This window comes from Gordonia asplenii (assembly GCF_012933505.1).
GTDB classification, from domain to species: Bacteria; Actinomycetota; Actinomycetes; order Mycobacteriales; family Mycobacteriaceae; genus Gordonia; species Gordonia asplenii.
In genome coordinates, this window is sequence record NZ_JABBNB010000040.1 from 1 (window position 1) to 25090 (window position 25090).

The 25090-nt window shown below is 64.9% G+C and carries 27 protein-coding genes; 8 read left to right on the forward strand and 19 right to left on the reverse strand.

Translation table 11 applies throughout. The features are described from left to right. Positions 1 to 732: 732 nt before the first annotated feature. Positions 733 to 1296 (reverse strand): PaaI family thioesterase, encoded by a 564-nt coding sequence (locus HH308_RS26170; protein ID WP_246284859.1) that lies wholly within the window; start codon positions 1294 to 1296, stop codon positions 733 to 735. A gap of 13 nt (positions 1297 to 1309) precedes the next feature. On the opposite strand from HH308_RS26170, the gene disA reads away from it, so the two are divergent. After that, a complete protein-coding gene (gene disA / locus HH308_RS26175; protein ID WP_211188870.1) occupies positions 1310 to 2416 on the forward strand; it encodes a DNA integrity scanning diadenylate cyclase DisA in 1107 nt (368 codons plus the stop codon). 151 nt (positions 2417 to 2567) lie between these two features. Continuing rightward, the gene (locus HH308_RS26180) at positions 2568 to 2843 is read left to right on the forward strand and encodes an excalibur calcium-binding domain-containing protein (protein ID WP_170197221.1); all 276 of its coding nucleotides are present in this window, start codon (positions 2568 to 2570) and stop codon (positions 2841 to 2843) included. Positions 2844 to 2849: 6 nt separating this feature from the next. On the opposite strand, the gene HH308_RS26185 is transcribed toward HH308_RS26180, so the two are convergent. From HH308_RS26185 to HH308_RS26195, 3 genes are all read right to left on the reverse strand, one after another. Beyond that, on the reverse strand, positions 2850 to 3422 hold the full coding sequence (locus tag HH308_RS26185) for a maltokinase N-terminal cap-like domain-containing protein (protein WP_170197222.1): 573 nt from the start codon (positions 3420 to 3422) through the stop codon (positions 2850 to 2852). Between the two features lie 34 nt (positions 3423 to 3456). Continuing rightward, on the reverse strand, positions 3457 to 4227 hold the full coding sequence (locus HH308_RS26190; protein ID WP_170197223.1) for a hypothetical protein: 771 nt from the start codon (positions 4225 to 4227) through the stop codon (positions 3457 to 3459). Between the two features lie 61 nt (positions 4228 to 4288). Further along, entirely contained in the window at positions 4289 to 4909 is a 621-nt protein-coding gene (locus HH308_RS26195; RefSeq protein ID WP_170197224.1) for a carbonic anhydrase, read from the reverse strand. Between HH308_RS26195 and HH308_RS26200 the strand changes: the two genes are divergently transcribed. After that, entirely contained in the window at positions 4908 to 5798 is an 891-nt protein-coding gene (locus HH308_RS26200) for an HhH-GPD family protein (protein WP_170197225.1), read from the forward strand. The two genes, HH308_RS26195 and HH308_RS26200, sit on opposite strands and share 2 nt — an antisense overlap. Positions 5799 to 5955: 157 nt before the next feature. Here HH308_RS26200 and HH308_RS26205 read toward each other — a convergent pair whose 3' ends face one another. Continuing rightward, positions 5956 to 6753, reverse strand: coding sequence for an alpha/beta fold hydrolase (locus HH308_RS26205; protein WP_170197226.1), 798 nt, complete (start codon positions 6751 to 6753; stop codon positions 5956 to 5958). Between the two features lie 80 nt (positions 6754 to 6833). Beyond that, positions 6834 to 7460 carry a TetR/AcrR family transcriptional regulator gene (locus HH308_RS26210; protein WP_170197227.1) on the reverse strand — a complete coding sequence of 209 codons (627 nt, stop codon included), beginning with the start codon at positions 7458 to 7460 and terminating at the stop codon, positions 6834 to 6836. Positions 7461 to 7551: 91 nt separating this feature from the next. Between HH308_RS26210 and HH308_RS26215 the strand changes: the two genes are divergently transcribed. Further along, positions 7552 to 7908 carry an antibiotic biosynthesis monooxygenase family protein gene (locus HH308_RS26215; protein WP_170197228.1) on the forward strand — a complete coding sequence of 119 codons (357 nt, stop codon included), beginning with the start codon at positions 7552 to 7554 and terminating at the stop codon, positions 7906 to 7908. A 161-nt stretch (positions 7909 to 8069) separates the two neighbouring features. Continuing rightward, on the forward strand, positions 8070 to 8699 hold the full coding sequence (locus HH308_RS26220) for a hypothetical protein (RefSeq protein WP_170197229.1): 630 nt from the start codon (positions 8070 to 8072) through the stop codon (positions 8697 to 8699). 225 nt (positions 8700 to 8924) lie between these two features. Here the strand turns inward: HH308_RS26220 and HH308_RS26225 are convergent, their stop codons facing one another. Beyond that, positions 8925 to 9230 (reverse strand): antibiotic biosynthesis monooxygenase family protein, encoded by a 306-nt coding sequence (locus tag HH308_RS26225; protein WP_170197230.1) that lies wholly within the window; start codon positions 9228 to 9230, stop codon positions 8925 to 8927. A 130-nt stretch (positions 9231 to 9360) separates the two neighbouring features. Between HH308_RS26225 and HH308_RS26230 the strand changes: the two genes are divergently transcribed. Continuing rightward, positions 9361 to 10833, forward strand: a complete 1473-nt coding sequence (locus tag HH308_RS26230; RefSeq protein ID WP_170197231.1) for an aldehyde dehydrogenase — start codon at positions 9361 to 9363, stop codon at positions 10831 to 10833. 85 nt (positions 10834 to 10918) lie between these two features. Here the strand turns inward: HH308_RS26230 and HH308_RS26235 are convergent, their stop codons facing one another. From HH308_RS26235 to HH308_RS26290, 12 genes are all read right to left on the reverse strand, one after another. Next, complete coding sequence (locus HH308_RS26235; RefSeq protein WP_170197232.1) at positions 10919 to 11536, reverse strand: hypothetical protein; 618 nt, start codon at positions 11534 to 11536, stop codon at positions 10919 to 10921. Continuing rightward, a complete protein-coding gene (locus tag HH308_RS26240) occupies positions 11536 to 12327 on the reverse strand; it encodes an Rv1363c family protein (RefSeq protein ID WP_170197233.1) in 792 nt (263 codons plus the stop codon). Before HH308_RS26240 ends, HH308_RS26235 begins: the two co-directional genes overlap by 1 nt. Next, positions 12297 to 13772, reverse strand: coding sequence for an MCE family protein (locus HH308_RS26245; protein WP_170197234.1), 1476 nt, complete (start codon positions 13770 to 13772; stop codon positions 12297 to 12299). The genes HH308_RS26240 and HH308_RS26245 overlap by 31 nt, the downstream gene beginning before the upstream one ends. A gap of 3 nt (positions 13773 to 13775) precedes the next feature. Continuing rightward, a complete protein-coding gene (locus tag HH308_RS26250) occupies positions 13776 to 14990 on the reverse strand; it encodes an MCE family protein (RefSeq protein ID WP_246284860.1) in 1215 nt (404 codons plus the stop codon). Then, entirely contained in the window at positions 14990 to 16249 is a 1260-nt protein-coding gene (locus HH308_RS26255) for an MCE family protein (protein WP_170197235.1), read from the reverse strand. The genes HH308_RS26250 and HH308_RS26255 overlap by 1 nt, the downstream gene beginning before the upstream one ends. 2 nt (positions 16250 to 16251) lie before the next feature. Beyond that, positions 16252 to 17532 (reverse strand): MCE family protein, encoded by a 1281-nt coding sequence (locus HH308_RS26260; protein WP_170197236.1) that lies wholly within the window; start codon positions 17530 to 17532, stop codon positions 16252 to 16254. After that, the gene (locus HH308_RS26265; RefSeq protein ID WP_170197237.1) at positions 17529 to 18584 is read right to left on the reverse strand and encodes an MCE family protein; all 1056 of its coding nucleotides are present in this window, start codon (positions 18582 to 18584) and stop codon (positions 17529 to 17531) included. The genes HH308_RS26260 and HH308_RS26265 overlap by 4 nt, the downstream gene beginning before the upstream one ends. After that, positions 18577 to 19755 (reverse strand): MCE family protein, encoded by a 1179-nt coding sequence (locus HH308_RS26270; protein WP_211188872.1) that lies wholly within the window; start codon positions 19753 to 19755, stop codon positions 18577 to 18579. The genes HH308_RS26265 and HH308_RS26270 overlap by 8 nt, the downstream gene beginning before the upstream one ends. A gap of 3 nt (positions 19756 to 19758) precedes the next feature. Next, a complete protein-coding gene (locus tag HH308_RS26275) occupies positions 19759 to 20610 on the reverse strand; it encodes an MlaE family ABC transporter permease (RefSeq protein ID WP_170197238.1) in 852 nt (283 codons plus the stop codon). Position 20611: 1 nt separating this feature from the next. Next, positions 20612 to 21376, reverse strand: a complete 765-nt coding sequence (locus tag HH308_RS26280; protein WP_170197239.1) for an MlaE family ABC transporter permease — start codon at positions 21374 to 21376, stop codon at positions 20612 to 20614. A 58-nt stretch (positions 21377 to 21434) separates the two neighbouring features. Further along, positions 21435 to 22325, reverse strand: a complete 891-nt coding sequence (locus HH308_RS26285; protein WP_170197240.1) for a 3-oxoacyl-ACP reductase — start codon at positions 22323 to 22325, stop codon at positions 21435 to 21437. Positions 22326 to 22430: 105 nt separating this feature from the next. Next, positions 22431 to 22622, reverse strand: coding sequence for a ferredoxin (locus HH308_RS26290; protein ID WP_170197241.1), 192 nt, complete (start codon positions 22620 to 22622; stop codon positions 22431 to 22433). Between the two features lie 109 nt (positions 22623 to 22731). Between HH308_RS26290 and HH308_RS26295 the strand changes: the two genes are divergently transcribed. Both HH308_RS26295 and HH308_RS26300 read left to right on the forward strand, forming a co-directional pair. Next, the gene (locus HH308_RS26295; protein ID WP_170197242.1) at positions 22732 to 23934 is read left to right on the forward strand and encodes an acyl-CoA dehydrogenase family protein; all 1203 of its coding nucleotides are present in this window, start codon (positions 22732 to 22734) and stop codon (positions 23932 to 23934) included. A gap of 27 nt (positions 23935 to 23961) precedes the next feature. After that, the gene (locus tag HH308_RS26300) at positions 23962 to 25089 is read left to right on the forward strand and encodes an acyl-CoA dehydrogenase family protein (protein WP_170197243.1); all 1128 of its coding nucleotides are present in this window, start codon (positions 23962 to 23964) and stop codon (positions 25087 to 25089) included. Position 25090: the final 1 nt, after the last annotated feature.

The window sequence follows — 25090 nt, forward strand, 5'->3', positions numbered from 1 at the left end:
TCCGGCTTCACCCAACCACTCCGAGGCATACCCAAACCATACCCCTTAACTAAACGGTATTGGGTTGAGCCTGGATCCACCGACCGAAGCGTCCCTCTGCTGGTTGAGCCGGACGAGGCGCTAGCCGAGTCCGTGTCGAAACCTCTCAGCCACAACGACTTTCGATGATGCGCGCCAACATCAGAGATGTCACCCGGCAAGTGAGGCGTGTGCACCTACGGGTGCACATGCCTCGATGTTCGATACCATCACAGTTCGACAAGTGCGCTACCATCAAATGCATTGTGGTACAGGGGTTTCGACACGCTCGTCGCTAGCGCTCCTCGCGGCTCAACCAGCAGATGGAGTGGCCCCGACCGGTGAAACCAGGTTGAGCCGGTCCGAGCGCCGTGCTGAGCGAGGCACGAGCTTCGGTGTAACCGCAGTGCTGAGTGACCGCGAGGCACGAGCGTTGTCGCGAAGCAGAGGGCTGGTGAGACGCCGACACAACGCACTCGAACACATTGCACGCAAGAGACTTTCGTCGCCCGCGACCTCTGGTTACGTCGACGAATCCGGCTCACGGCGTCTCGATACACCGTCGAGCTCGTCCCTCGCCACGACGGCACTCGACGAGCGGAATAGGGACGCCCCGCCACTCCCCGGCTACATCAACGAGCGGAAAGGACGCCGTAGCTCCCGTGCGTCGAACCGCACCAGCTGGGTCTGACCACTGCGGGCTCATCTCCCGGGTTACCCTCGACGTCGTGAAATCTGTTCCGCGGCTTTCGAATTGGCGAGCGTTTCCGCGTAATGCCGTGCCGAATCGATCTTCACGAACAGCGCCCGACCGCTGGCGACCGCTTCGGCGCCGGCGTCGACGAGCGGATCGGCAAGGTAGGCAACGACTTCGGTGTACAACTTGCGCCGCTGCCTACCGAGCAGGCGCCCTTCGAAGTAGAGCGTCGACCCGACCGGAATCCCCGCGGCGAAGTCGACTTGAAGGTGCGCGGTGACGCAGTGGCCACCGACGAGAAGGGGCAGGTGGGACATCACTTCGTCGAATGCGGTAGCCAGTATTCCGCCGTGGATCTGTCCTGGGCCGCCTTCCATCCGAGGCTCGACGAGCATTCTGGCCCGCACGGTGAACCCGTCGCCGGCGAAGATCTTGATGTGCAGTCCCTCGGGAGCGTCGTCGCCGCAACCGTGACATTGCGTGTGATGCAGGTTGATGGGTTCGCCCGGCTGACTCGCCTTGGGGTGGCGGGTCAGTGCGTCGAGATCATCGGGCACTACGAATGTACTAGTCACGCCCATATACCCTATCTTCATGCCCGATGTCGTGAAATCCGGTGCCAACCGGGAAAAACCCATGTCAGATCTGACGCGGGCAACGCTTGCGCGTGTCTCCCCGGGCAGCGGACTGCGCGACGGACTCGAACGCATCCTGCGCGGCGGCACCGGCGCCCTCATCGTCCTGGGCCACGACTCCGACGTCGAGCGGATCTGCGACGGCGGCTTTCACCTCGACGTCGAGTTCGCCCCGACACGCCTGCGTGAGCTGTGCAAGATGGACGGTGCGGTGGTGCTGTCCACCGACGGTAAGCGGATCGTTCGCGCGAATGTTCAATTGGTCCCCGATCCGACGATCCCCACCGAAGAATCCGGCACCCGCCACCGCGCCGCCGAGCGCACCGCCATTCAGACCGGCTACCCGGTGATCTCGGTGAGCGCGTCGATGTCGATCGTGAGCGCGTACGTCGACGGGATCCGGCGGGTCGTCGAATCGCCCGATCCGATCCTGTCGCGCGCCAACGTCGCGCTGGCGACGCTGGAACGGTACAAGTCGCGCCTCGACGACGTCAACGCGCAGTTGTCTCGCGCCGAGATCGAAGACTATGTGCTGCTGCGTGATTCGATGAGTGCCGCGCAACGCATGGAGATGGTGCGGCGCGTCTCGGTGGAGATCGACGAGTACGTCCTCGAACTCGGTATCAACGGGCGACAGGTGAGTTTGCAGCTCGAGGAACTCATCAGCGACAACGACACCATGCGCGAACTCCTTGTGCGCGACTACTATTCGGGGCCGGAACCCGCCACCACCGAGGAAGTGCGGATCGCCCTCGAAGCGCTCGAGGCGCTCACCGACGCCGACCTGCTCGATCTCACGCTGATCGCCGGCGCCTTCGGATACCCCACAACTGTTGAGGCACAAGACAATCCGATGAGCCCTCGGGGTTACCGCCTACTCGCACGGGTCTCGCGGCTGCAGTTCGCCCACATCGACCGACTGGTCCGGCATTTCTCGACGCTGCAAGCGTTGCTGGCCAGCAGCGCCGCCGATCTACAGTCGGTCGAAGGGATCGGCAGCATCTGGGCGCGACATATCCGCGAAGGACTGTCGAGGTTGGCCGAGACGAGCATCGAGCGGTACTGAGGCCGCACCTCAGCCTGACGACAGGCGAATCAAGGCCGGCGTAGCAGCCGATGGAGCCTGTAGTCCGTTCAATCCAATTTCTCCCTTTCCCGCGCCGCCTGCCGGGCCATGCGAATAGCTTCATGTCTTCAGCCAGAAACGGAGATGTCGCATGAAGAATTCACGAACAGTCCTCAACGCTGCCGTCGTCGCCCTCGGTGTGGCCGCAGGAAGTGTCCTGCTGACACCGGCGACAGCCCACGCGGCGCAGTCTTACTCGAACTGTTCGGCCATGCACGCCGACTACCCGCACGGCGTCGGCAAAGCAGGTGCTGTCGACTCGACGTCGAAGAAGACGCCGGTCACCGACTTCACCGTCGACAACGACCTCTACTCCGCCAACTCGAGCCTCGATCGCGACGGCGACGGAATCGCCTGCGAGAAGTAGCCGCCGTCAGACACCCACCAACCACGCCACCGGATCGCTGCCGTCGGTCCAGTACCCGGCAAGCGTCGCGACCGCGTCGCTTGGCGGTGCCGACGGAAGCAGGTGCGGTACGACCACGTCGGTTTGTGCAACCTCGCCGAGCGGACCACTGCCGCGCACCTGCACCCCACTCGGCACCGAGACTCCGTGATTGTCGCCGCCCGAGATGATCTGCTCGGTCTCGTGGCCCCGCTCCAGCATGGCGGTGGTGAACGCTTGAACGAACACCGGATCCGACGGCCCCTCGTAGATGTAGCGCAGGCCCAGCACCGAGTGCTCCATCGTGGTCATCAAACGCCCGCCGACGAGCTCGGCGCCGCGATAGGTCATCGGAACCTGGTAGATCTGACCGTCGACCTGACCACGGACCAGGATCGTCTCGATGCCGACCTCCCCGGCGGGGTCGTCGAACCGGTATGACCCGACCCGCTTGAAACGCTGATCCGGTTCACCGGAATACCAATCCTGATCGTGCAGCCAGGTGGTGACCAACTCGATTTTGCCCGGCTTGATGACGGCTTGCGGGTAGACGATGGACATGAGCGCTCCTCGTAGGCGTGACAGCTCGGGTGTCTCAGGGCTCCTGGGCGGGCGCCACCACGTTGAATGTGATCGGCGCCGACTCACGTTCACCGATCTTCCCGGTTGCCTGGTACGCGCCGATCGGAATCTGCACGCGCGGCGTCTTGCACCCCGGGCTCGACGTCGTGCCCGACCAGGTCACGGTGTCGCGGACCTGTTGAGCAGGTTGCAGCAGTTGGTTGTTCACCGTCTGCAGCGGAGAGCAGTCCCGCGCCGACCATAGGGTTCGAGTGCCGTCGAGCGTACGCACGACGACATTCTGCGCGGCCTTGCCGACGTCACGGGTGCACGCGGTCAGCCCCGCGTTGGTGGTGACGATGGTGAATTGCGGCTGGTCGCCGACCTTGTAGGTCGGCTTGTCGGTGTAGAGGACCACCGAGATGTTCTGGTCGGGGCACAGGCCCGACGCCGGAACCGGGGCGGGCGTCGTCGCTGCTGCCTGGGTCTGTCCCGGCGTCGTAGCCGCCGACGTCGACGACGCGGTCGTGGTGGCACCACCGTTGCCGTTGCCACCACCGTTTCCACCGCCGCCCTGATCGCCACCGGTGTTGCCGGGGGCCGGCGCCGCGCTGATCGGCGACGTCGGGGCGACGGTCTGCGAGGTCGATGGCGTTGCGGCGGTCTGCTTGGGGTCGCCGGAACCGGACGTGGTCCAGATGATCAGTCCGACGACCAAACCGACGACTGCCAATGCACCGACGCCGGCCACGACGCGGCGTCGCCAATAGACTTCTGGCGGCAAAGGTCCATGCGGTTCAATCACGGTGCCAACGCTAGCCGCCCCGCGCGGCCGGTTACTTTACCCAATGCGGCGTGTCGGGAGATTAAGACTCGCCGATGTCGCCCACGACGCCACGAAGTTCGACGTGACCGTCGCTGAGGCGGTAGGTGAGTCCGACAATCGCAACCTCACCTTTGTCAACACGATCCGCGATCAGATTGCTGCGCTGAGTGAGCAGCGTTCCGGTCTCCTCGACGTGACGTGCGACGAACTGGTCGACCGTCTCGAGTCCTTCACTCTTTCCGGCGAGCACACTCGGTGCGATCTTCTCGACGACGGTCCGGATGTGTCCACCCGGGATCTCCAGATCATCGATCGCGTTGACCGTAGCGGTGACGGCTCCACAGGAGTCGTGTCCCATGACCGCGATGAGCGGGACCCCGAGGACCTCGGTGGCGTATTCGATCGAGCCGATGACCGACGAGTCGACGACGTGTCCGGCGGTGCGGACGACGAACATGTCGCCGAGCCCCTGGTCGAAGATGATCTCCGCGGCGACGCGCGAGTCCGAGCAACCGAACATGACCACGCCGGGCGACTGCCCGTCGGTCAACCGCGAACGGTCTTCGATACCCTGGCTCGGGTGTATCGAGTGACCCGCGTAGAACCGGTCATTGCCGTCCCGCAGTCGCTGCCATGCCTGTGCTGGAGTGAGTCTCGTCATGTCTAGCAGTTTGCCACCTCGGCGAATTCTCGCTTGGTTCGACCTCGTCGAGCGCGATCTGCCCTGGCGTTCACCCGATGTCACTCCGTGGCAGATTCTGGTCAGCGAGATCATGTTGCAGCAGACTCCGGTCGCACGGGTCGTAGGGCCGTGGACCTCGTGGATCGAGCGCTGGCCGACGCCGTCGGCGCTGGCCGCGGCATCGACCGCGGACGTGCTGCGCGCTTGGGGCAAACTCGGTTATCCCCGACGTGCGTTGCGACTTCAGGAGTGCGCGGCCAGATTGGCCGCCGACCATCACGACACCGTTCCCGACGACGTCGACACCATGCTGACACTGCCCGGCATCGGCGACTACACGGCCCGTGCCGTGGCGTGTTTCGCTTACGGACAGGCCGTGCCGGTGGTCGACACCAATGTTCGACGCGTCATCGCCCGCGCGGTGCACGGACGCGCACTGCCCGGCGGGCCGTCGCGCAACGATCTGGCCGACGCCGACGCGCTCGCGCCGCGCACGGCGTCGGGGCGGTATGCGGCGTCGGCGCCACGCTTCTCGGCCGCCCTGATGGAACTCGGCGCGCTGGTGTGCACCGCCCGCACGCCCGACTGCGCATCGTGCCCGATCCGTTCGACGTGTGCATGGGTCGCCGCGGGCAGCCCCGCACACGACGGGCCGCCACCACGCACGCAGAAGTTCAAGGGAACCGACCGCCAGGTCCGCGGTCTGTTGCTGGATGTGTTGCGCGACAACACTTCTCCCGTCACGCGCGCGCGGCTCGACATCGTGTGGCCCGACGCCGGACAGCGCAACCGAGCGCTGGACTCACTGTTGGTCGACGGCCTCGTCGAGGTCAGCGCGGAGCAGCTGTATTCGCTGCCGGGCGGATAGCGGCAGGTAGGCGTCCCTCGACATGAACTGGCGTCCCCTTCACCGCGATCCGAGGGCAATATGCCCTTCGCCCACCACCACGGGGACACCAATTCACCCCAATTCACCCCCATCCCCCATAGCCATCTTGGCAAGCCGTCGGCCAATCCAGACTCGGTCAGCGGCGAAGCCCGGATAGGAACGCCTCGACCGCGCCGCGGTAGAAGTCGGGAGCGTCGTCGTGGACGAGATGCCCGGCGCCGCGGGCGAACACGTGACACGCGTTGTCGTTGTCGGCCAACATCTTTCGCATCTGGCCGGCGGGTGTGACGCTGTACTCGGCCTCGATCAGCAAGGCGGGCACCGATACCGAACGCCACTGCGCCCAGAAGTCTCGGTGGCCCCACTCCTCGGCGATGGCCGCCCACACCGGCAGGGTGCCGTGCAATCGGCCGTCGTCGAATGCCTCGTAGAAATAGCGACCGGCTATGTCGCCGAACATCTTTCGCGCGTCGTCGAGCGATTCGAAACGCTCCGGCCAGGAATCGAACCACGGCGTCCACGTCTTGGTGGTCTGCCCGCGGAAGTCGGGGGCCATGTCTTCGACGACGATCGCCGAGACCAGTTCCGGGTACTGCGCCGCGGTGCACCATGCGTGCAGCCCACCCATCGAGTGACCGACGAGGACGGCCGGGCCCTGGTCGATCCAGGTGAGTATCTCGGCGAGGTCGGCGATGAACCGCTCGGTGGCGATCTCATCCGGCGCGATGAGCGACGGATCGTCGGGCACGTCGTCGGCACCGGTGTGCCACTCGGAGTCGAGCGTGAAGACGCGCCCGTAACCGCGCAGCCAGGGGATCTGCCGACGCCACGTGCGGCCACGGCCCATCAGACCGTGCAGCAGGACGATGGGCGCGGCGTCCCGCCCGTCGTCCCGGCCGCCGTAGTCACGCAATCCGGTGTCTGGCTCGGTCACAGCGCCACTCTAGATGAGCGCCCGCCATCGTTGCCCTGACTGCGCCTCGACGCACCCCCGCGCCCGACTGCCTCCTCGAATCAACCGTCGAGCGCCGCTTCGGCGAGCGCCCGGTCGATGAGCGCATGCGCGGCCCACACCATTGTGGCGACCCGGTCGTCGGAGGGAAGATCACGGATGTCGGCCAGCACAACCTCGGCCTCCCAGCCGATGGTCACCGACAACGCCGACACCAGCCGCGCGAACCGCGTCGGCGAGAGTTGATCACGGACCGGTTCGATCGCCTGCTCGATCCAGTCGATGCGACGGTAGCCGCGTCGCGGTCCCGAGCGCGATTCGGCGTCGGCGACGGTCAGCTTGATGAGTTGCCGCCCCAAGGGCAGCGTGTCGGACACTCGCTCGGCCAGCGCCCGGATCATCGCCTCGACCCTCGCGTGGACATCACGGCCGCCGGGGTCGGCGGCCGCCACCGCGTCGGCCACCGATCGAGCGCTGAGCAGACCCACGGTCGCGTCGATCAACAACTGATCGACGTTGGGAAAGTGCAGGTAGACAGTCCTTCGGGACATGTCGGCCGCCTCAGCTATGTCGGTGATCGTCGGCTGCGCACCGTCTTCGAGAAGGCGCATCGTCGCATCGACGATCGCCGCCCTCGTGCGTCGACGTTGACGAAACCGGCCGCTCTCGTCGTCTGATCCGTCGGTCATCGCGTTCCCGTCTACCCATTGACATCGCTCCCGTGCCACGTAAGTATACATCAGGTAATTGAATACACACATGTGAATTGAAGGCACACAAATGAATCACGACTCCACGCCCGACCCCGACGATCCGTCGACTCCGGTCACCTTGATCAACTCGTTCACCGTCGCCGCCGGCCGCGACGACGCATTCCGCGCACTGTGGACAGCAACCAGCACGTACTTTCGAGGCTGCCCCGGTTTCGTCGACCTCCGGCTGCACAGGGCCGTCGACGCCGGCCCCGAAGCTCGATATGTGAACGTCGCACGCTGGGCCAGCGCGCAGGATTTCGCCGATGCGCACGCCGGGGAGACCTTTCAGACCCTGGTCCGTGACAGCGCATGGCAGGAGTTTCCATCGAGTCCTCGCCTCTACCGATGTGAGGCCGAGCTCGGCCCGGCCGACCGCCCATGATCACGACACGGACAATCGGGGCGATCACCGTCGCCGTAGCGATATTCGCGTCGACGATCGGATGCGCGACGTCAAATCAGTCGCAAACTCGCCTGGGACCAGCGCAGCGACTCGGCCACGGGGTCGTCCGGACGTACGCGGTCACCGACTCCACCGGTCAGATGACAGGTCTGGGAGTCGCCGTCACCGCCGCGGCCCTCGATGGCCTTCCCGGCGGGAGCACCGCCACGACATTGATGCTCGACCTACCTTCCGGCCTTCCCGCCGAGCCGTTCACCTGCGTCATGCTGAATTGGAACCCCCGTGGCCATCAACCAACCGCCCTGTTTGGAAAGCCCCACTTCGACATTCATTTCGACATGGTGACCATGAGCGACCTACAGGCGATCTCACCGTCGAGCCCCGGCTTCGCCGCCAAGGCCGCGCATCTGCCCGACGCCGCGCACACCCCACAGGGCTTTGCCCCGCTGCCCGGTCCGCCCCTGGCCGCCCAGGCCGTGCCCGGCATGGGACTGCACCTCGCCGACGCCGGCAGTCGGCCGACGCCGGGACACTACAACTTCCAACACATCCTGCTCGCCGGCTCCTGGGACGGCCGTTACACGTTCATCGAGCCGATGATCGCGCGCGACTGGTTGCTGGCCCGCCGACCCTACGCGGAGTCAGTCCACCAACCGGTCGCCTATCAGCACGACGGACGCTATCCTCTTCGGTACTCGTCGCGGTTTGACTCGGGCGACGACACCTACCGCGTCGAATTGTCGGACTTCGTCACTCGTCGCGCGAGCTGATCTCAGCTTGCGCGCACCCCGCTTCGCCACATCCTGCTGGTTGAGCGAGGCGAAGCCGAGTCGAAACCACTGCGACGCTGCGGGTTGCGTCATTGCCCGGCAGGTGGGGTTTCGACTCGCTCCGCTCACTCAACTCAACCGGCAGAGAGTTGGCCCACCATCGGTAGATCCAGGCTTACCGGCAGAGGAACGCAACGGTCATACAACTTCTCTAAGTGCGACGCACTAGCTGGGCCGGGCGTCGAGCACTACCTCAAACTCCAGCAGGTCGGCGCCGCTGGCGACTGGCTTGGCCCGTTCGCCGGAATGAGCCTCCCGCGCGGGACCAGACACCCACGCCTGGAAGTCCTCCTCGGTCTCCCACTGCGTCACCACGAAGTAGCGGTCGTCGCCCTTGACCGGGCGCAGGAGCTGAAATCCGAGAAAGCCCTTCGAGCCGTCGACGGAATGCGCACGGTTGGCGAAGCGCTTCTCGAGTTCCGGGCCGGCACCCTCGGGAACGGAAATGGCATTGATCTTCACAACAGTCATGCCACCCATTCTTACAGGCCGGGGAGCAAGAACCCCCTAGCCCCGAACTAGAACGTGTTCTACTATTGATGGAAGCTGCGTGAGCGAGTTCACAGCCGGAATCGAAACGCCACAATCATATGGAGCACACATGACCGACACCGTCGAAACGCCCGCCACCGATCTCGTCGGCGGAGGCGACCAGCCGAATCTGTACATCGGCGGCGAATGGGTGACACCGCACTCGACGACGATCCTGGAGGTCTTCTCGCCCGCTACCGGCGCCCGGGTCGGGTCGACCCCGCATGCGGACGCCGTCGACGTCGACGCCGCGGTGCGCGCCGCTCGCGCGTCGTTCGATTCGGGCGTGTGGCGCGACAAGACCCCGGCCGAGCGCGCCGCGGTGATCAACCGCGCCGCAGAGCTGATCAATGAGCGCGGAGCCGACATTCAGAACCTCGTCTCAGCCGAGATGGGCGCCTCGCCCACCGACGTCGCGACCCTGCAGCAGATCGCCGGCACCGGAGTGCTGAACGGATACGCCACCGCCGCAACCGAATACCCGTGGGAGGAGAAGCGCACCGGATTGTTCGGCGAGACCCTCGTCGTCCGCGAGGCGGTCGGCGTCGTCGGGGCGATCACCGCCTGGAACGTTCCGCTGTTCCTGCTCTGCAACAAGCTCGGCCCCTCGTTGGCGGCGGGTTGCTCGGTGGTGCTCAAGCCCGCTCCAGAGACACCGCTCGACGCCAACCTGATCGCCCAGATCTTCGCCGACGCCGGTGTGCCGCAAGGGGTTATCTCCGTTGTCCCAGGTGGGGCGGAAACCGGCAAGGCGCTCGTCGAGCATCCCGAGGTCGACAAGATCACTTTCACCGGGTCGACCGCCGCCGGACGCGCCATCGGTGCGCGCTGCGGTGAACTGCTCAAGCGCTGCTCGCTGGAGCTCGGCGGAAAGTCGGCGGCGATCGTGCTCGACGACGTCGACATCGCCTCTGCCGCACCGATGCTCGCCTTCTCGGGCCTGCTCAACGCCGGCCAGGCCTGTGTAGCGCAGACCCGTATTCTGGTGCCCCGCTCGCGTCACGACGAGATCGTCGAGGCAATTGTCAACGTGGCCAAGACTTTTGAGGCCGGCACCAATCTGGGACCGCTGATCACCGAGAAGCAGCGCAACAAAGTCGAGGGCTACGTCAGCAAGGGCAAGGACGAGGGCGCGACCGCAGTCCTCGAGGGTGGTCGGCCCGACGGACACGAAAACGGATTCTTCGTCACCCCAACGGTTTTCACCGGCGTCACCAATGACATGACGATCGCCCGCGAGGAGATCTTCGGCCCCGTCCTGGGCGTCATCGCCTATGACACCGTCGAGGAGGCGATCGCCATCGCCAACGACTCCGACTACGGACTGGCCGGGTCGGTGTGGACCACCGACATCGACCGCGGCGTGCAGATCGCCAAGCAGGTGCGCACCGGAACCTACGGAATCAACTGGTACGCAATCGATCCCACCTCACCCTTCGGCGGCTACAAGAATTCCGGAATCGGCCGCGAGAACGGCCGGGAAGGTTTGGAGTCGTACCTGGAGCACAAGTCGATCCTGATGCCGATGGGCTACACGTCGTAGACGCCGGCCTGACATCAGCACGATAATGACCCGCCGAGGGCAGCTTGCCCTCGGCGGGTCACCTGTTTACCGATCTCTGCCAGACCTACCCGGTCGGCGTGGGCACCGCCGGAACGCTCGACGGCGCACCGGAAGCGGGCAGCGTCGTGGCCCCGGCCGGCGCCTTGGTGTCCTTGGAGATCAACTGCCGCAACGTCGTATCGGTGAGGACGTCGATGCTGTCGATCTTCCAGTCGTCCCCTTGGCGCACCATGTTGAACGTGACACGGCTCGGGTCGATGCGGACGTCTTCCTTGTTTCGTGACACCGATTGATTGATGAACAGCAGGACGGTGGCGGTGTCGCGGGTGTTCTCGACGACGCCCGCGTCTTGAATCGTCGCGGTGGACACGATGTTGTCTTTACGAACGGTGTTGCCGTACTTGGGGTCGACGGTCCACTGCTTGTACTGCGCCGCCGCTTCACCGGTGACGAAGGTCTGCGATCGGGTGATGTGGTCGTCGATGTTCTTCGGGGTATAGCCGAACATCGTTGTGGCATAGTCCTTCGCCGAGGCGAGCGCCGAGTCCCGCGCCTTCTCGGTGCTGCGGGCGGAGAAGTATCCGACGCCGAGCACCACCGCTGCGGCGAGCGCCGCAACCAGTACCAGGGCGTAACAAATCCACGCGATCTTGTTGCGGCTCACTGCCGTTCGCTGCACCATCACCACACCCACTCGAAATTCGTCAGCTTGAGCTGCCCGTTGATCCGGGTCATGTCGACGCGCCATCGGTAGGTCTCGACGGCCATCTCCTGCTTGGGGTCGTTGGGCTTGGAGGTCCAGCCGAACACCATGATCGCCGACCCGCGATCAGCATCGGCCCGGGTGACGGCGGTGCTCAAAACCGTTGTCTTGGTGGACAACTGGCCCTGCTTGACGAGTTCGACGGTCTGCTTGACGGCCTGCTCCATCTGCTGTTTGGCGTAGCCGCTGGTCTGCTCGAGCAATGTCTTCTGCAGTTGGCCGACGTTCGACGGTGTCAGCGTGGTCAGGTTGACGGTGACCTGCTGAGCGAATGACGAGTACTCGGCGCGCAGTTCGTTCTTGCGGTCGTACTGATGTTTCCCGACGCCGAACAGCACGGCCGCCGCTATCACCGCGACGAGTGCGACGCCGGCGAGAATCCGCAGTCCGACCTGTCTGATTCGACCCTGATCGGCTCCGGCACGACGAACCTCACGCCCGACGGCCGACTTCTGTAAATCAACCCGCCCAGAAATCGACGCGGATTCCGCTGCGCCATCCCGCTTGGCCGACGCCGACGCCCCGGACTTCTTCGCGCCCGACATCGTGCCCGCCGCGGCGGCGCCAGCTGTCTCGCGTGCTTTGCGCCGCTCCAAGAACGACTTCTGCAGCGGTGAGGCCTTCACCGGTGCGGCCGGCTTCGTGGCAACCGGTTTCGATGGGGTCTTGTCGTGCTCGGCTACGGTGTCGCTGTTACTAGGCTCTGCCATGTGGTGTCTTTTCCTTGCGAGTCGGTACCCAGACCCGCGTTGTATGTCTTACCGTCGGGGCCGATGTAGTCACCGGTCTGCGGGTCGTACGTCGTGCTGTAGACCGCCGGGGCCGGGTCGTAGCTCGACGGGGTCGCCGGCACGATCGCGCCCTGCGGCACTGCGTTACCCGTCGTCGGCTTGGCGGCCGGCGTCGTGGTCTGCGGCTGCAGGTTGCCCGGCAGCTTCAGACCGAACGGCAGTCCGTTCGGCAGGGCGACGTTTTCGCCCTTGGACTTGTATCCGGTGCGGCATTCCGCGGGCGACGGTGCCCGACGCCCCGGGAACTCCGCGCAGGGGAAGTTGCGCGCACCGCGCACCGCTAGCTGGGAGTCTTGCGGTACCCGGCACAGCATACCGGCGGGCAGCTGGCGGGGTGTCTGAGCGCCGCCCCCACGCCACTGCGTGTACGGCAGAAAGCCGACCGTGCAGGTGCCGGGATCCTGGAAGCCGAGGGCGAAGTCCACGTTCGCGCCATAGCGGTCGGTGTCGCCGGTGTTGACGACCGTGGTCAGCGCGTTGATCAGGCGCGGATAGATCACGATGATCTGCTGCAGGTTGGGATGGTAGATCGCCAACGTGCGCGCGGTGGCCGACAGATTGTTGACCAGCAGCGGAATCGACTGATTCATCGATTCGAACAGCTGCTGCGATTGGCTGGCCACACCCGGCCCCTTGGACAGGATGTCGGTGATCTCCGGCTTGTTGGCCCGCAGCTGATCGGTCACCTTCGTCACGTTCGCCGTCCACGCCCGGATGTCGTCGGCGGTGGCGCTCTGCGTCGACAGCACATCACCGCCCTGACGGACCAGGTCGATCAGCTGATCGGAGTTCTTGTTCGCGTCGTCGACCAGCAGAACCATCGAGTCCAGGAGTCGTTGCAACTGCTCGCCGGTGCCGTTGAACGCGACGAACGCCTCATCCATCAGGGCACGCAATTTGGTGTCGCTGACCTTGTTCAGCAGCGCCGTCGCCTGGTCGAGCATCGTCGAGATCTCGACGGGAATGTCGTCGCTGGTGACGACGGCGCCGTCGGAGAGTTTCGCTCCGTCCCCGTCGTTGCGCGGAGTGAACTCGACGAACTGCTCACCGACCGCGGAGACACTGCGCACCGACGCCTGCGAGTCGGCCGGGATCTTCGCCGACGACTCGATGTCGAGTTTCGCGGCGACACCGGTGTCGGTGAGCGTCACCGACGACACCTTCCCGACGTTCACGCCCCGATAACTGACGTTCGCGTTCTGGTACAGCCCTCCCGAACTGGGTAGCTGCAGGGTCACCGTGTACTTGCCGATGCCCGCCATCTGCGGGAGGCGGATGTAGTACACGGCCATCGCGATGATCGAGACGACGGTGACGATTGCGAAGATGGTCAGCTGCATGCGGACGAATCTGGTGATCTTCATCGCCTACCGCCCGCTCTGCCCGGGCGAGGTGAACGGATTGAGGCCGCGCTTGGCCGCACCGGCGGGTTTGCTGGTCAGACCTTCGGGTCCGACGACCTTGGTGGCCATCAGCGACGAGAACAGTCCCTGTCCGAGCCGCTCGAAGGTCAGGTCCAAAGTGAGGTCGGAGTTCACGTAGTCACCCTTGACGATCTTTGTGATGGCGCCCTCGTAGAACGGGAAAGTGAGCAGCAGACCCAACGACTGGGTGAGCGCGGGCCCGGTCTGCGACAACTGGTCGACCACCGGCACCAGGTTCTTGACGATCACGCGAAGGTCTTTGTCGTTGGCCGTGAGAATGTCGTTCGTCGTCGACGACAGGCGTCCGACGGCCGCGAGGGTGGCGGTGAACTGCTGACGCTGGTCGACGAGCAGCTTCAGGATCTGCGGGCCGTCGCTGAGTGCCTTCTGCAGCGTCGGCGTCTGCTGGTTGATCGTCGTGGTCAGTCGGTCGATGCCCTCCATCGCGCGAATAATGTTGTCGCGCTGCGAATTCAAGTCGCCGACGAGTCGGTTGAGGCGCGGCAGCAGCTTGCTGATCACGTCGTGGCGGCCCACGAAGATGTTGTTCAACTCGTGCACGGTGTCACCGAACTGGGCCAGTCCACCACCGTTGAGAACCACCGACAGCGAACTGAGCACCTGCTCGGTGGTCGGGAAGGTACACGCCTGAACCTGTTGCGCCGCAGTGATATCCGGTACCGGATGCTCCGGCGTGGACAGGTTCTCCTGCTCGGGACACTTGGTGAGACCGATCTCTTCACCCGCGGTCATCATGCCCTGCGCGGCGTTCTCCGGCTGCAGGATCTCCAGGTGCGACGACCCGAGGACGCTGGTCATCCCGACCATCACCTGGGAGCCACGCGGAATCTGGGTGCCCTTGTTGAGTCGCAGCACGACGTCGGCGTTCCAGTCTTTGACCGTGATCACGCCGATCGAGCCGACCGTCGCATCGTCGAGCATGATCGGCGCGTTGGTCACGAGTCCGGCCGCCGATGGGATCATCGCGGAGATCTCGTAGGAACCGTCGCCGGTTCCCGGAGCACCCGGTACCGAAACCGATTGCGGCCCTTCGAAACCGCACGCCGACGCACCGACGAACACCGCTCCGACGGCGGCCAGTGCGGCGACGGTTCGCCGCATGGGCCGCGCCGGACGACCGAAAATGTTGGCGCGCATCACTTCTCACCGCCGTAGGGAACGAGGAGGTTGCCGATGGTGGTGTTTCCGTTGTCAGTGCGCGTCTGCGTGTCGAGCTGGCGGATGTCGGTCTGCGCCCGCTCCTTGACGCTGGCGTTCTGATACTTGATCTGATCGGGCCGGGCGTTCACACCGGTCACCGGGTTCACCAGGAACGGCGGGTAGTTCATCGTGAACGACGCGAACAGCGGAGCGATGGTGTCGACGCACTTGCCGATGTCGGCTTCGTCCTGCCCCGGCCGGTCATTGGCCTGCATGGTGCCGCACAAGAGGGTCACCAGGTTGGAGCCCATACCCAGACCGAAGATGCCCGAGAGCGATCCGAACAACGGGTTGTAGATGTTGTAGAAGTTCGCGAGCTGGGTGGGGCCCGAGTGCAGAAGTCCTTGTACCTGTTCGTCTTTCGTGCGCAGGACCGTCGTCGCGGTGGACAGTCGCTTGATCGAGTCCGACAGCGTCGTGCCGTTGGTGTCGATGAACGACTTGATGTCGGTCAGTGCGGAATCGAGGTTGTGCAGCGCGCCGTTGAGCGCTGTCGTGTTGTCGGCGAGCACGGAGCTGACCGACGCGATGCGGCCGTTGAACTGGACGAGTTGTTCATGGCTCGTCGACAGTGTGTCGGTGAGTTTCTGCAGGCTGCGAATGGTGGCGAACAGATCTCCGCGCCCGGCCGACAGGGTGCCCATCACGTCGGAGAGTTCCTTGATCGACGAGTTGATCGCCTTGCCGTTGCCCGCGAGGTTGTCATACCCGACGTCGACCGCCTTCGACACGGTGCCCGGGTCGGAGCCCTTGGGTCCGACGGCGTCGGTGAGTCGGGTCAATTGCTTCTTGACGTCGTCCCACTCCATCGGAACCGCGGTGCGTTCCATCGGAATGTCGGTGCCGCCCGCCAGCGTCGCACCCGTGGTGTAGACGGGTGTGAGCTGAATGAAGCGTCCCGACACCAGGCTCTGCTCGACGATCACGGCTTTCGCGTCGGCCGGGATCTTGACGTCCTTGTCGAGTTCCATCGTGACCTTGACCGCATCGGGCTGCGGAGTGATGGACGTGACGTGACCGATGTTCACGCCGACGACCCGCACCGGGTCGCCGTTGTAGAGTCCGCTGACCGAGGCGAAGTAGGCGGTGATCTTGTTCTTCGTCGCGGCGGTGTAGCCGTAGTAGCCGGCGAACCCGAGCGCGATGATCACGACGACGGCGGCGAGCGCCAGCCAGTTCTTCTTGCTGATCGACATCGTCACCCTCCTGTTCGCGGCTTGGTCGTGGTTGTCGGTGATTCGGTCAGCGGCGGATACGAGGTCCGCGGCTTGGTCGTCTGCGGCGGGCCGGCCGTCGGATACGGGATGGTCGGCGTCGTACGCGGCTTGTTGGGGTCGTAACCGGGCGCCAGCGTCCAGTTGCCCGGGTCGAGCGAGTTGGTGTAGCTGTAGGCCTGCCAGATCTCCGGGTACTTCTGCCGCAGGATCTTCATGAACACCGCGGTGTAGTCGCCGAAGGTCGGGATACCGACCAGCGACGAGAAGTACGGTCCCGACGCCACCGCCTCACCGAGGGTGTTCGCGTACGGCCCGAGTTGGTCGATCGCCTCGCCGAGCACCTTCTGATTGTCGTTGAGGACGTTGAGCACTCGGTCGAGCTTCAACAGCACCGGTTTGAGCTGCGCGTTGTTGTCGTTGATGAAGCCGCTGATCTGCGCGGTCACGTCGCGGGTGCCGGTGATCAGCAGCCCGATCGCCTGCCGGCGCGTCTGCAGTTCACCGAGCAGCGAGTTCGCGTCCAGCAGCAGGTCGTTGACCTGCTGATTGCGATCGCCGAGAATCTTCGACACGCGGTTGGCCTTGCCGAGCAGTTCGCGCAAAGAGTTGTCACGGTCGGCGATCGCCTTCGACAGTTTCGAGACGCCGTCCACCGCACCGCGCACCGACGACGGCGTATCCGAGAAAGCCTGCGTCATCGTCGAGATCGCCTTGTTGAGCTGGTCGACGTCGGTCTGCGCCAGCGTGTCGGTGGCGCCTTCGAGAGCGTCGGACAGCGAATACGGCGAGACGGTGTTCTCGTTGGGAATCGAACCACCCGGCTTGATGCGCTCGGGGCCGTGCGGGATCAGCGTCAGGTTTCGACGGCCCAGGACCGTCTCGGTCTTGATCGCGGCCTGCGTGTCGAGGCCGAGCAGCACCGAATCCTGGATGCGGAAACTGACGCGCGCCTTGGTTCCCCGGTCGGTCGAGGCCAGGGCGATCTTCTCGACGGTCCCGACGTTGACGCCGGACACCACGACGAGGTCACCGGTGACCAGGCCGCCCGCGTCGTCGAAGTCCGCGCTGTAGGTACTGATCGGCGAGAGGTAGGGCAGTTTGTCCATCTGCAATGCCACGACGACGACCATCGCGATGACGACTACACCGATCACGCCCGCCGCGGTCCGGCTGCGTCCGCCGCGCTTGTCGTCGCGAGCGGCGTCGGCCTCGCCCGACGGGCTGCGCCGGTTCTTGAATAGACCACCGAATGGGACGCTCATGTGTTGTCGCACCTGTTTCCGGGCCGCGAGTTCTTCGTGGCGTCGAGGCTCGTGAAGACGATCTGGGTGTTACCCGGGCCGGTCATGATGATCCGCTGCCGGCACAGCCAGATCTGCAGCCAGGCACCGTAGGAACCCAAGTTCGACAACGTCTTGAAGTCATTGGGCAGCCGCGGCAGCACCTGCCGGACGTACCCCTCACCGCGGTTCATCTCGGTGGCGAGCGAGCCGGTGTCGGTGACCAGCTGCTTGAGCTGCGGACGGGTATCGGTGAGCAGGTCGGCCAGATTGTTGGTCAGCGCCGACGTCGACGACAGCGACTGCCCGATCGTCGTGCGGTCCGCGGCGAGGCCGTCGACCAACTGGTGCAGCCGGTCGAGGTCTTCGGAGAAACCCTTCTTGTCCGCGTCGAGTGTGCCGAGGGTCTGATTGAGGTTGTCGATGACCTCACCGATCAGCTGATCGCGGTCGGCGAGGCTGTTGGTGAACTGCGACGTCGAGTTCAGCAGCTGCGTGAGGGCGGGTCCCTGGCCCTGGAAGACCTCGATCAGCGCCGCGGAGAGCTCGTTGACTTCCTTCGGGTTCAGCGTGCGGAACAGCGGTTTGAATCCGCCGAGCAGTTTGTCGAGGTCGAGGGCGGGTTCGGTCTGCGTGATCGGGATCTGGCCGCCGGGGCTGATCGTCGAGTTCACGTCGCCGACGCCGCGCTGCAGTTCCAGGTAGCGGTCACCGGTGAGGTTCTCGTAGCGGATCAGCGCCCGCACACTCGACGGCAGCGGGTACTTGGCGTCGACGGTGAAATCGACTTTCGCCTCCGACGACTGGGTCAGCTCGATGCCGGACACCGCGCCGACGTCGACGCCGGCGATCTTGACTTTCGCGCCGGACTTCATCGACGACGCACTGGTGAACAGTGCCGAATAGTCGTTGGAGCTGCCGGGCCGATAGCGACTGAAGACGACGACGAGGGCGACGAACACCAACAGCATCGTCACGGCGAAGACACCCAGTTTGATCAGGGTCGCGCGAAAGGCGCGTGCTCTGCTATCCACGGGGCGGTGCTCCAAACAACAACTGAAAGACCTTCTTGGAGTTGAATTTCGGCGTCGTGCGCGGCTGGTAGGGCTGCGGCGCGTTGTCGGTCACGTAGAAGTTCGCCTTGGTCTTGGGGCGCGGATTGCTCAGGCCCCCTTCACACGTCGGCGGGCCGTCGGCGTTGACGACGGGCAGGTTGTACGGATACCGGTACGGTTCCTTGCCCGGCAACAGGCCCGCGTTGAGTTTGAGCTGTCCGTCGTTGAGACCGAAGATCGGCGCGGCCATCTGACCGGCGGCCGCAGTCGCGGTGATGAAGCATTTCAGCCCCGGCGACTGGTAGCCCAGCAGCGCCGCGGTGGGGTTGAGGTTGCTGAGCATCTTGATGATCTGCGCCTTCTGCGGCGCGAGGATGCCGTTGATGGTGTTGGCCATACCGGTGGCGTTGACCAGCAGCGCATCGAGGTTGGACGTGTTGTCGACCAGGGTGTTGCCCAGGAAGATCGTGTTGTCCACGGTCCGCATCAGATTCGGCATGACGTCGGCGTAGACATTGGTCGTGGTCGCGGCCTGCTCGAACAATTCGTTGAGCTCGCTCAGGTGCGGGTTGGTCTTACCCAGCAGCGTCGACAGTCCGGCCAGCCCCGTACCGATGTTGGTGCCGTTGCCGTCGAGCGCGGTGTTCAGCGCACCGATGGTCGCGTTGAGCTTTTCCGGCTGTAGCTTGGCCAGCACGGTGACGAGTCGCTGATAGACGGTGTTGAGTTCGACGACGACGTGATCGGCGTCGATCACCGCACCCGACTGCAGGGTGCCCACCGCGCCACTCGCGGGAATGTCGAAGTAGACGGCCTTCGCACCGAAGATCGTGTTCGATTTGATGTCGGCGGTCACGTTGGCCGGGATCATGCGCATCTGGTCGGATGCGATGTCGAGGACGAGCACCGCGTGGCCGTTGCGTTCGGTGATCGAACTGACGCGACCCACTTCGACGCCGCGCAGTTTGACCTTGGCTTCCGGATTCATCACCAGACCGGCCCGCGGTGCCACCACGGTCACCGCCTCGGTGGACTTGAATCCGCCGACGAACTGCACGCTCGCGCCGACGATCAGCGCGACGATGGACACGATCAAGATCGACGCGGCGAGTTTGCGCACAAGATTGCTGCGCTCCTGTTTACGTGACATTCCTCAGCCCGCCAGGTTGAATTTGCCGTCGGCGCCGTAGATGGCCAACGAGGTCAGCAGGGTGATCACGACGACGACCACCAGCGACGCGCGCACCGCGTTGCCGACCGCGACGCCCACGCCCACGGGACCACCAGTCGCGTTGAAGCCGTAGTAGGTGTGAATGAGCATCACCGCGACGGCCATGCAGATCGCCTGCACGAACGACCACAGGATGTCCGACGGAATCAGGAACGTATTGAAGTAGTGGTCGTAGACGCCGGGCGACTGTCCGTAGAGGAACACCGTCGCGAACCGGCTGGCGATGAACGACGCCAACGACGCCAACGCGTACAACGGAATGATCGCCACCAAACCCGCGACGATGCGGGTGCTGACCAGATATGGGATCGACGAGATCGCCATGACTTCCAGCGCATCGATCTCTTCGCTGACTCGCATCGCGCCGAGCTGTGCGGTCGCACCCGCGCCGATCGTCGCCGCGAGCGCGATACCCGCGATCACCGGGACCGCGATACGCACGTTGATGAACGCGGAGAAGAACCCGGTCAGGGCCTCGACGCCGATGTTGGCCAGCGAGTTGTACCCCTGTACGGCAATCGTTCCGCCGGTGAATAGGGTGAGGAATCCGACGACGACGACGGTGCCGCCGATCATCGCGAGCGCCCCGGTGCCCATCGAGATCTCCGCGATCAGGCGCAGCGTCTCCTTCTTGTACAGGCGCAGCGCCTTGGGGATCGAGATGATGCTGTCCCAATAGAACAGCGCCTGATCACCGATCTGATTCCAGTTCTGCCCGACGTCGCGCACGGCGACCCGCGCTCCGCGCAAGCGAGTGGTGAGCGGAAGTACCATGTCAGCCCGCCGTCGCTTTCAATCCGACCGCCGTCACGACGACGTTGACCACGAACAATGCCATGAAGGAGTAGACGACGGTCTCGTTGACCGCGTCGCCGACACCCTTTGCGCCGCCGGAGACGTTGAGTCCCTGGTAGCAACCGACCATCCCCGCGAACAAGCCGAAGAGCGCCGCCTTGACCATCGAGATCATGAGTTCACCGAAACCGGTCAACAGTGTGAGGTTCGCCAGGAATGCACCCGGGTTCACGCCCTGCAGGTACACCGAGAACACGAATCCGCCGCCGATGCCGATCGTGCAGACCAGGCTGTTGAGCAACAGTGCCACGCCGGTCGAGGCGATGATGCGCGGAACGACCAGGCGGTGAATCGGATTGATGCCGAGTACCTTGAGTGCGTCGATCTCTTCGCGAATCGTTCGTGCGCCGAGGTCGGCGCAGATGGCCGTGGCGCCCGCGCCGGCGACGATCAGCACCGTCACGATGGGCCCGATCTGAGTGATCGTGCCGAGCGCCGCGCCCGCTCCCGACAGATCCTGCGCGCCGATTTCGCGCAGCAGGATGTTCAGTGTGAAGCTGACGAGCACGGTAAACGGGATGGCGACCAGCAGGGTCGGCACCATCGACACTCGCGCGATCGCCCAAGACTGTTCGACTGTCTCGCGCCACTGGAAGGGGCGGCGGAAGAGCTCACGCGACGCCTCCACCCCGAGTGACACGAAGTCACCAGCCGCCGCAAACGGCGTCGCGAGTTTGCGAATCACCTGCACTCCTTACCCCGCGGCTCTCGCGAACCTACCACGCCGGAAACTTTCATACGCCTTAGTTCATCAGCGCACTTGCAGAGAACGACACTGCCGGATCACGATCAGCAAAATAGCTGGTGAGTGACCCATTGAGCTCCCCGGCACCCCAGGCGTCACTGCCGGCGGAGAACACGTGGGCTGCTTGCGGTGCCGCCATCAACGTGACCTTAGGACCGTACACGATGAACACCTGACCGTTGACACGGTCCGAGTCAGGCCCGGCCAGATACTTGACGAGTTCGACGACGTGCTCGGGCGAGAGCGGATCGATCCCCTCCTCCGGAGCCGCACCGAAGACGTTCTCGGTCATCGCGGTGCGCGCCCGCGGGCAGATCGCGTTGGATCGCACCCCGAAACGGTCCAGCGCGCGCGACGCCGACAGCGTCAAGGCGGTGATCCCCGCTTTCGCCGCGGCGTAATTGGGCTGTCCGGCGCCACCGAGGAGGCCGGCCTCCGACGACGTGTTGATGATGCGGCCGTAGACCGGCGCGCCGGCCGCCTTGGACTGGGCACGCCAGTAGGCTCCCGCATCGCGATTGAGCAGAAAATGTCCGCGCAGGTGGATCCGGATGACCAGATCCCAGTCGTCGTCGGACATGTTGAACAGAATCTTGTCGCGGATCACGCCCGCGTTGTTCACGACGATGTCGAGTCCGCCGAGCGTCTCGGTGGCCGTGCGCATGATGTCGGCCGCGGTCTCCGACGCCGAGATGTCCCCCGCGACGCCTACCGCCGTGCCGCCAGCCGCGGTGATCACGTCGATGACGTCACTGGCCGCCAGTGCTCCGGCGAGGTCGTTGACGACGACCGACGCGCCCGCCGAGGCCAGTCCGATGGCTTCCGCGCGGCCCAGTCCGGCACCCGCGCCGGTGACCACCGCTATCCGGCCGTCTAGTGAAGCACCCACTGCGATCAATCCTCCATGCGCTACCGATCAAACGATCAAAACTAGAACCTGTTTCAGTATCCTACCGGCTCGAGTCAAATCGGCAGCCCGATCGAGGAATCTTGATCACTCGTCCAACGACAAGGCCGACTTGGGGCAACTGGCCACCACCTGACGCAGTTCCTCGACCCGGTCGGCGGGGATGTCTTCTTGAAGAATGACCAGGTAGTCGTTGTCATCCAGGTCGAAAATGTCCGGCGCCATGCCTACGCAAATGGCATTGGACTCACACAGGTCGAAGTCGGCCTTGATCCGCATCTCGCACACTCCTCGCAGTCGTCGACGGCTGTTGACGCAGTCGCCTCTTTCGGGTTAGAACGTGTTACAGAATATAGGACGACACCACCCGATTGCGAGAAGAGTTCTGATGCGCATCGCTTACACCGACCAACAAGCGGAGCTGCGGCGCGAGCTGCGCGCGTACTTCGCCGAACTCATGACACCCCAGCGTCGCGCCGCGTTGTCGTCGACGTCGGGTGAGCTCGGCGAAGGCAACGCCTACCGCGACGTCGTGGCCCAGATGGGCGCCGACGGCTGGCTGGCCCTGGGCTGGCCGGAACAGTACGGCGGCCAGAACCGATCGATGATGGATCAGCTGATCTTCACCGACGAAGCCGCCATCGCCGGTGCGCCGGTACCGTTCCTGACCATCAACTCGGTCGCGCCGACGATCATGCACTTCGGCACCGAGGAACAGAAGGCCTTCTTCCTGCCGAAGATCGCTTCGGGCGAACTGCACTTCTCCATCGGCTACTCCGAACCCGGCGCCGGAACCGACCTCGCGTCGCTGCGGACGAGCGCGGTACGCGACGGCGACGATTTCGTCATCAACGGCCAGAAGATGTGGACCTCGCTGATCCCCTACGCCGACTACGTCTGGCTGGCCTGCCGCACCGACCAGAGCGGCCTGGAACCGAACGGCAAGAAGCACCGGGGCATTTCGATGCTGATCGTGCCGACGACGGCCGAGGGGTTCAGCTACACGCCGGTGCATACGATGGCCGGCGTCGACACCAGTGCGACCTACTATCAGGATGTCCGCGTGCCCGCGACAGCGCTGGTCGGCGAGTTGGGCAAGGGTTGGGGCCTGGTCACCAATCAACTCAACAACGAACGCGTCGCACTGTGCAGCGCGGCGCCCATCCAGCACGCGCTGCGCGAGACGATCCAGTGGGCCCAGACGACCAAGACGGCCGACGGGTCCCGCGTCATCGACGCACCGTGGGTCCAGTCGAACCTCGCCCAGGTGCACGCCGGCGTCGAATTCCTCAAACTGGTCAACTGGAAGATCGCTTCGGCGGCGTCGTCGGGCGGTGCCCCGAGCCCCGCGGACGCTTCTGCCACAAAGGTTTACGGCACCGAGTTCGCTCCCGAGGCATACCGGCTGCTGATGCAGGTCGTCGGACCGGCGGCAACACTTCGCCAGAACAGCCCGGGGGCCCACCTGCTCGGACGACTCGAGCGCTTCCAGCGGTCCTCGCTCATCCTCACCTTCGGCGGCGGAACCAACGAAGTGCAGCGCGACATCATCGCCATGCTCGCCCTCGGTCAACCGCACCAGCGTCGCTGACTCTCTCTCGAAAGGTATTCAACCCCCATGGATTTCACCCTCGACGAGACCACGGCCGAAGTAGCCGGACTCGCCGCCGACATCGCAGCGAAACTGTCGACGCCGGAGAAGGTCGCCGAGCTAGAGGCCGCGGGCGCCCGGCTCGACGTCGACCTGTGGCGCGAACTCTCGCAAGCGGGTCTGCTCGGCCTCGAACTGCCGGAGAAGATTCCCGGCGGCGGCGGGCTCAGCGTCGTCGACACCGTCACGATCGCCGAAAAGCTCGGTCGTGCACTGGCTTTGGTCCCGTTCGGCCAGCACGCGATCGCGGCGATACCGATCCTCGCGACGTACGGCGGCACAGCATTGCGCGCCGAGTGGCTCGAACGTGCCGCCGCCGGATCCGCGGTGCTCACACTCGCCGTCGACGAGGATCTCGGTTACGACCCCGACCGTCCGGCGACCACCCTCACCCGCGACAGCACCGGATGGAAGCTCAACGGCACCAAGGTGATTGCCGCCTTCGCCTCGTCCGCCGACGCCGTGCTGGTCACCGCGGCCGGCCCGGACGGCGCCGTCGTCGTGCTGGTGCCGACCGACTCGACGGGGCTGAGCATGACCGCGACGCCGTCGACCGGCCTGCTGCCGACGGCCCAGCTCGATTTCGACGACGTCGCCGTACCGGCCGATGCGGTGCTGGCTGGCGGTTCGGAAACCGTTGCGGCACTGCTGGATCGGGCTGCACTCGCGGTGTGCGCCGAACAGTCGGGAATACTCGATCGTGCGTTGGAACTCACCGCGGCGTATGCCGCCGAGCGAGAGCAGTTCGGCAAGCCGATCGGCGCCAATCAGGCTGTGGCACAACGCCTCGCCGACGGCTACATCGACGTGCAGGGACTCAAGCTGACCACCGTTGCAGCAGCCTGGTTGCTGGCCAACGACACCGATGCGGACGCACCGGTCGGCGTCGCAGTGTCGACGGCGAAGTTCTGGGCCGCGCAAGCGGGACATCGTGTCTCGCATACCGCCGTCCACGTGCACGGCGGCGTCGGCCTGGACACCAGCCATCCGGTGCACCGATACTTCTTGCGCGCCAAGCACAATGAGTACAGCCTCGGTTCGTTGCCGGCGACTCTCGCCCGCATCGGGGCGGCGTTGGCCGTCGAACCGGCCTGAC

What these genes read in the sequence shown, in the direction of transcription:
- HH308_RS26170 (WP_246284859.1), bottom strand. Translation starts at nt 1,296, where the DNA reads ATGGGCGTGACTAGTACATTCGTAGTGCCCGATGATCTCGACGCACTG.
- disA (WP_211188870.1), top strand. Translation starts at nt 1,310, where the DNA reads ATGCCCGATGTCGTGAAATCCGGTGCCAACCGGGAAAAACCCATGTCA.
- HH308_RS26180 (WP_170197221.1), top strand. Translation starts at nt 2,568, where the DNA reads ATGAAGAATTCACGAACAGTCCTCAACGCTGCCGTCGTCGCCCTCGGT.
- HH308_RS26185 (WP_170197222.1), bottom strand. Translation starts at nt 3,422, where the DNA reads ATGTCCATCGTCTACCCGCAAGCCGTCATCAAGCCGGGCAAAATCGAG.
- HH308_RS26200 (WP_170197225.1), top strand. Translation starts at nt 4,908, where the DNA reads ATGTCTAGCAGTTTGCCACCTCGGCGAATTCTCGCTTGGTTCGACCTC.
- HH308_RS26195 (WP_170197224.1), bottom strand. Translation starts at nt 4,909, where the DNA reads ATGACGAGACTCACTCCAGCACAGGCATGGCAGCGACTGCGGGACGGC.
- HH308_RS26210 (WP_170197227.1), bottom strand. Translation starts at nt 7,460, where the DNA reads ATGACCGACGGATCAGACGACGAGAGCGGCCGGTTTCGTCAACGTCGA.
- HH308_RS26215 (WP_170197228.1), top strand. Translation starts at nt 7,552, where the DNA reads ATGAATCACGACTCCACGCCCGACCCCGACGATCCGTCGACTCCGGTC.
- HH308_RS26220 (WP_170197229.1), top strand. Translation starts at nt 8,070, where the DNA reads ATGACAGGTCTGGGAGTCGCCGTCACCGCCGCGGCCCTCGATGGCCTT.
- HH308_RS26225 (WP_170197230.1), bottom strand. Translation starts at nt 9,230, where the DNA reads ATGACTGTTGTGAAGATCAATGCCATTTCCGTTCCCGAGGGTGCCGGC.
- HH308_RS26230 (WP_170197231.1), top strand. Translation starts at nt 9,361, where the DNA reads ATGACCGACACCGTCGAAACGCCCGCCACCGATCTCGTCGGCGGAGGC.
- HH308_RS26235 (WP_170197232.1), bottom strand. Translation starts at nt 11,536, where the DNA reads ATGGTGCAGCGAACGGCAGTGAGCCGCAACAAGATCGCGTGGATTTGT.
- HH308_RS26240 (WP_170197233.1), bottom strand. Translation starts at nt 12,327, where the DNA reads ATGGCAGAGCCTAGTAACAGCGACACCGTAGCCGAGCACGACAAGACC.
- HH308_RS26245 (WP_170197234.1), bottom strand. Translation starts at nt 13,772, where the DNA reads ATGAAGATCACCAGATTCGTCCGCATGCAGCTGACCATCTTCGCAATC.
- HH308_RS26250 (WP_246284860.1), bottom strand. Translation starts at nt 14,990, where the DNA reads ATGCGCGCCAACATTTTCGGTCGTCCGGCGCGGCCCATGCGGCGAACC.
- HH308_RS26255 (WP_170197235.1), bottom strand. Translation starts at nt 16,249, where the DNA reads ATGTCGATCAGCAAGAAGAACTGGCTGGCGCTCGCCGCCGTCGTCGTG.
- HH308_RS26260 (WP_170197236.1), bottom strand. Translation starts at nt 17,532, where the DNA reads ATGAGCGTCCCATTCGGTGGTCTATTCAAGAACCGGCGCAGCCCGTCG.
- HH308_RS26270 (WP_211188872.1), bottom strand. Translation starts at nt 19,755, where the DNA reads ATGTCACGTAAACAGGAGCGCAGCAATCTTGTGCGCAAACTCGCCGCG.
- HH308_RS26275 (WP_170197238.1), bottom strand. Translation starts at nt 20,610, where the DNA reads ATGGTACTTCCGCTCACCACTCGCTTGCGCGGAGCGCGGGTCGCCGTG.
- HH308_RS26290 (WP_170197241.1), bottom strand. Translation starts at nt 22,622, where the DNA reads ATGCGGATCAAGGCCGACTTCGACCTGTGTGAGTCCAATGCCATTTGC.
- HH308_RS26295 (WP_170197242.1), top strand. Translation starts at nt 22,732, where the DNA reads ATGCGCATCGCTTACACCGACCAACAAGCGGAGCTGCGGCGCGAGCTG.
- HH308_RS26300 (WP_170197243.1), top strand. Translation starts at nt 23,962, where the DNA reads ATGGATTTCACCCTCGACGAGACCACGGCCGAAGTAGCCGGACTCGCC.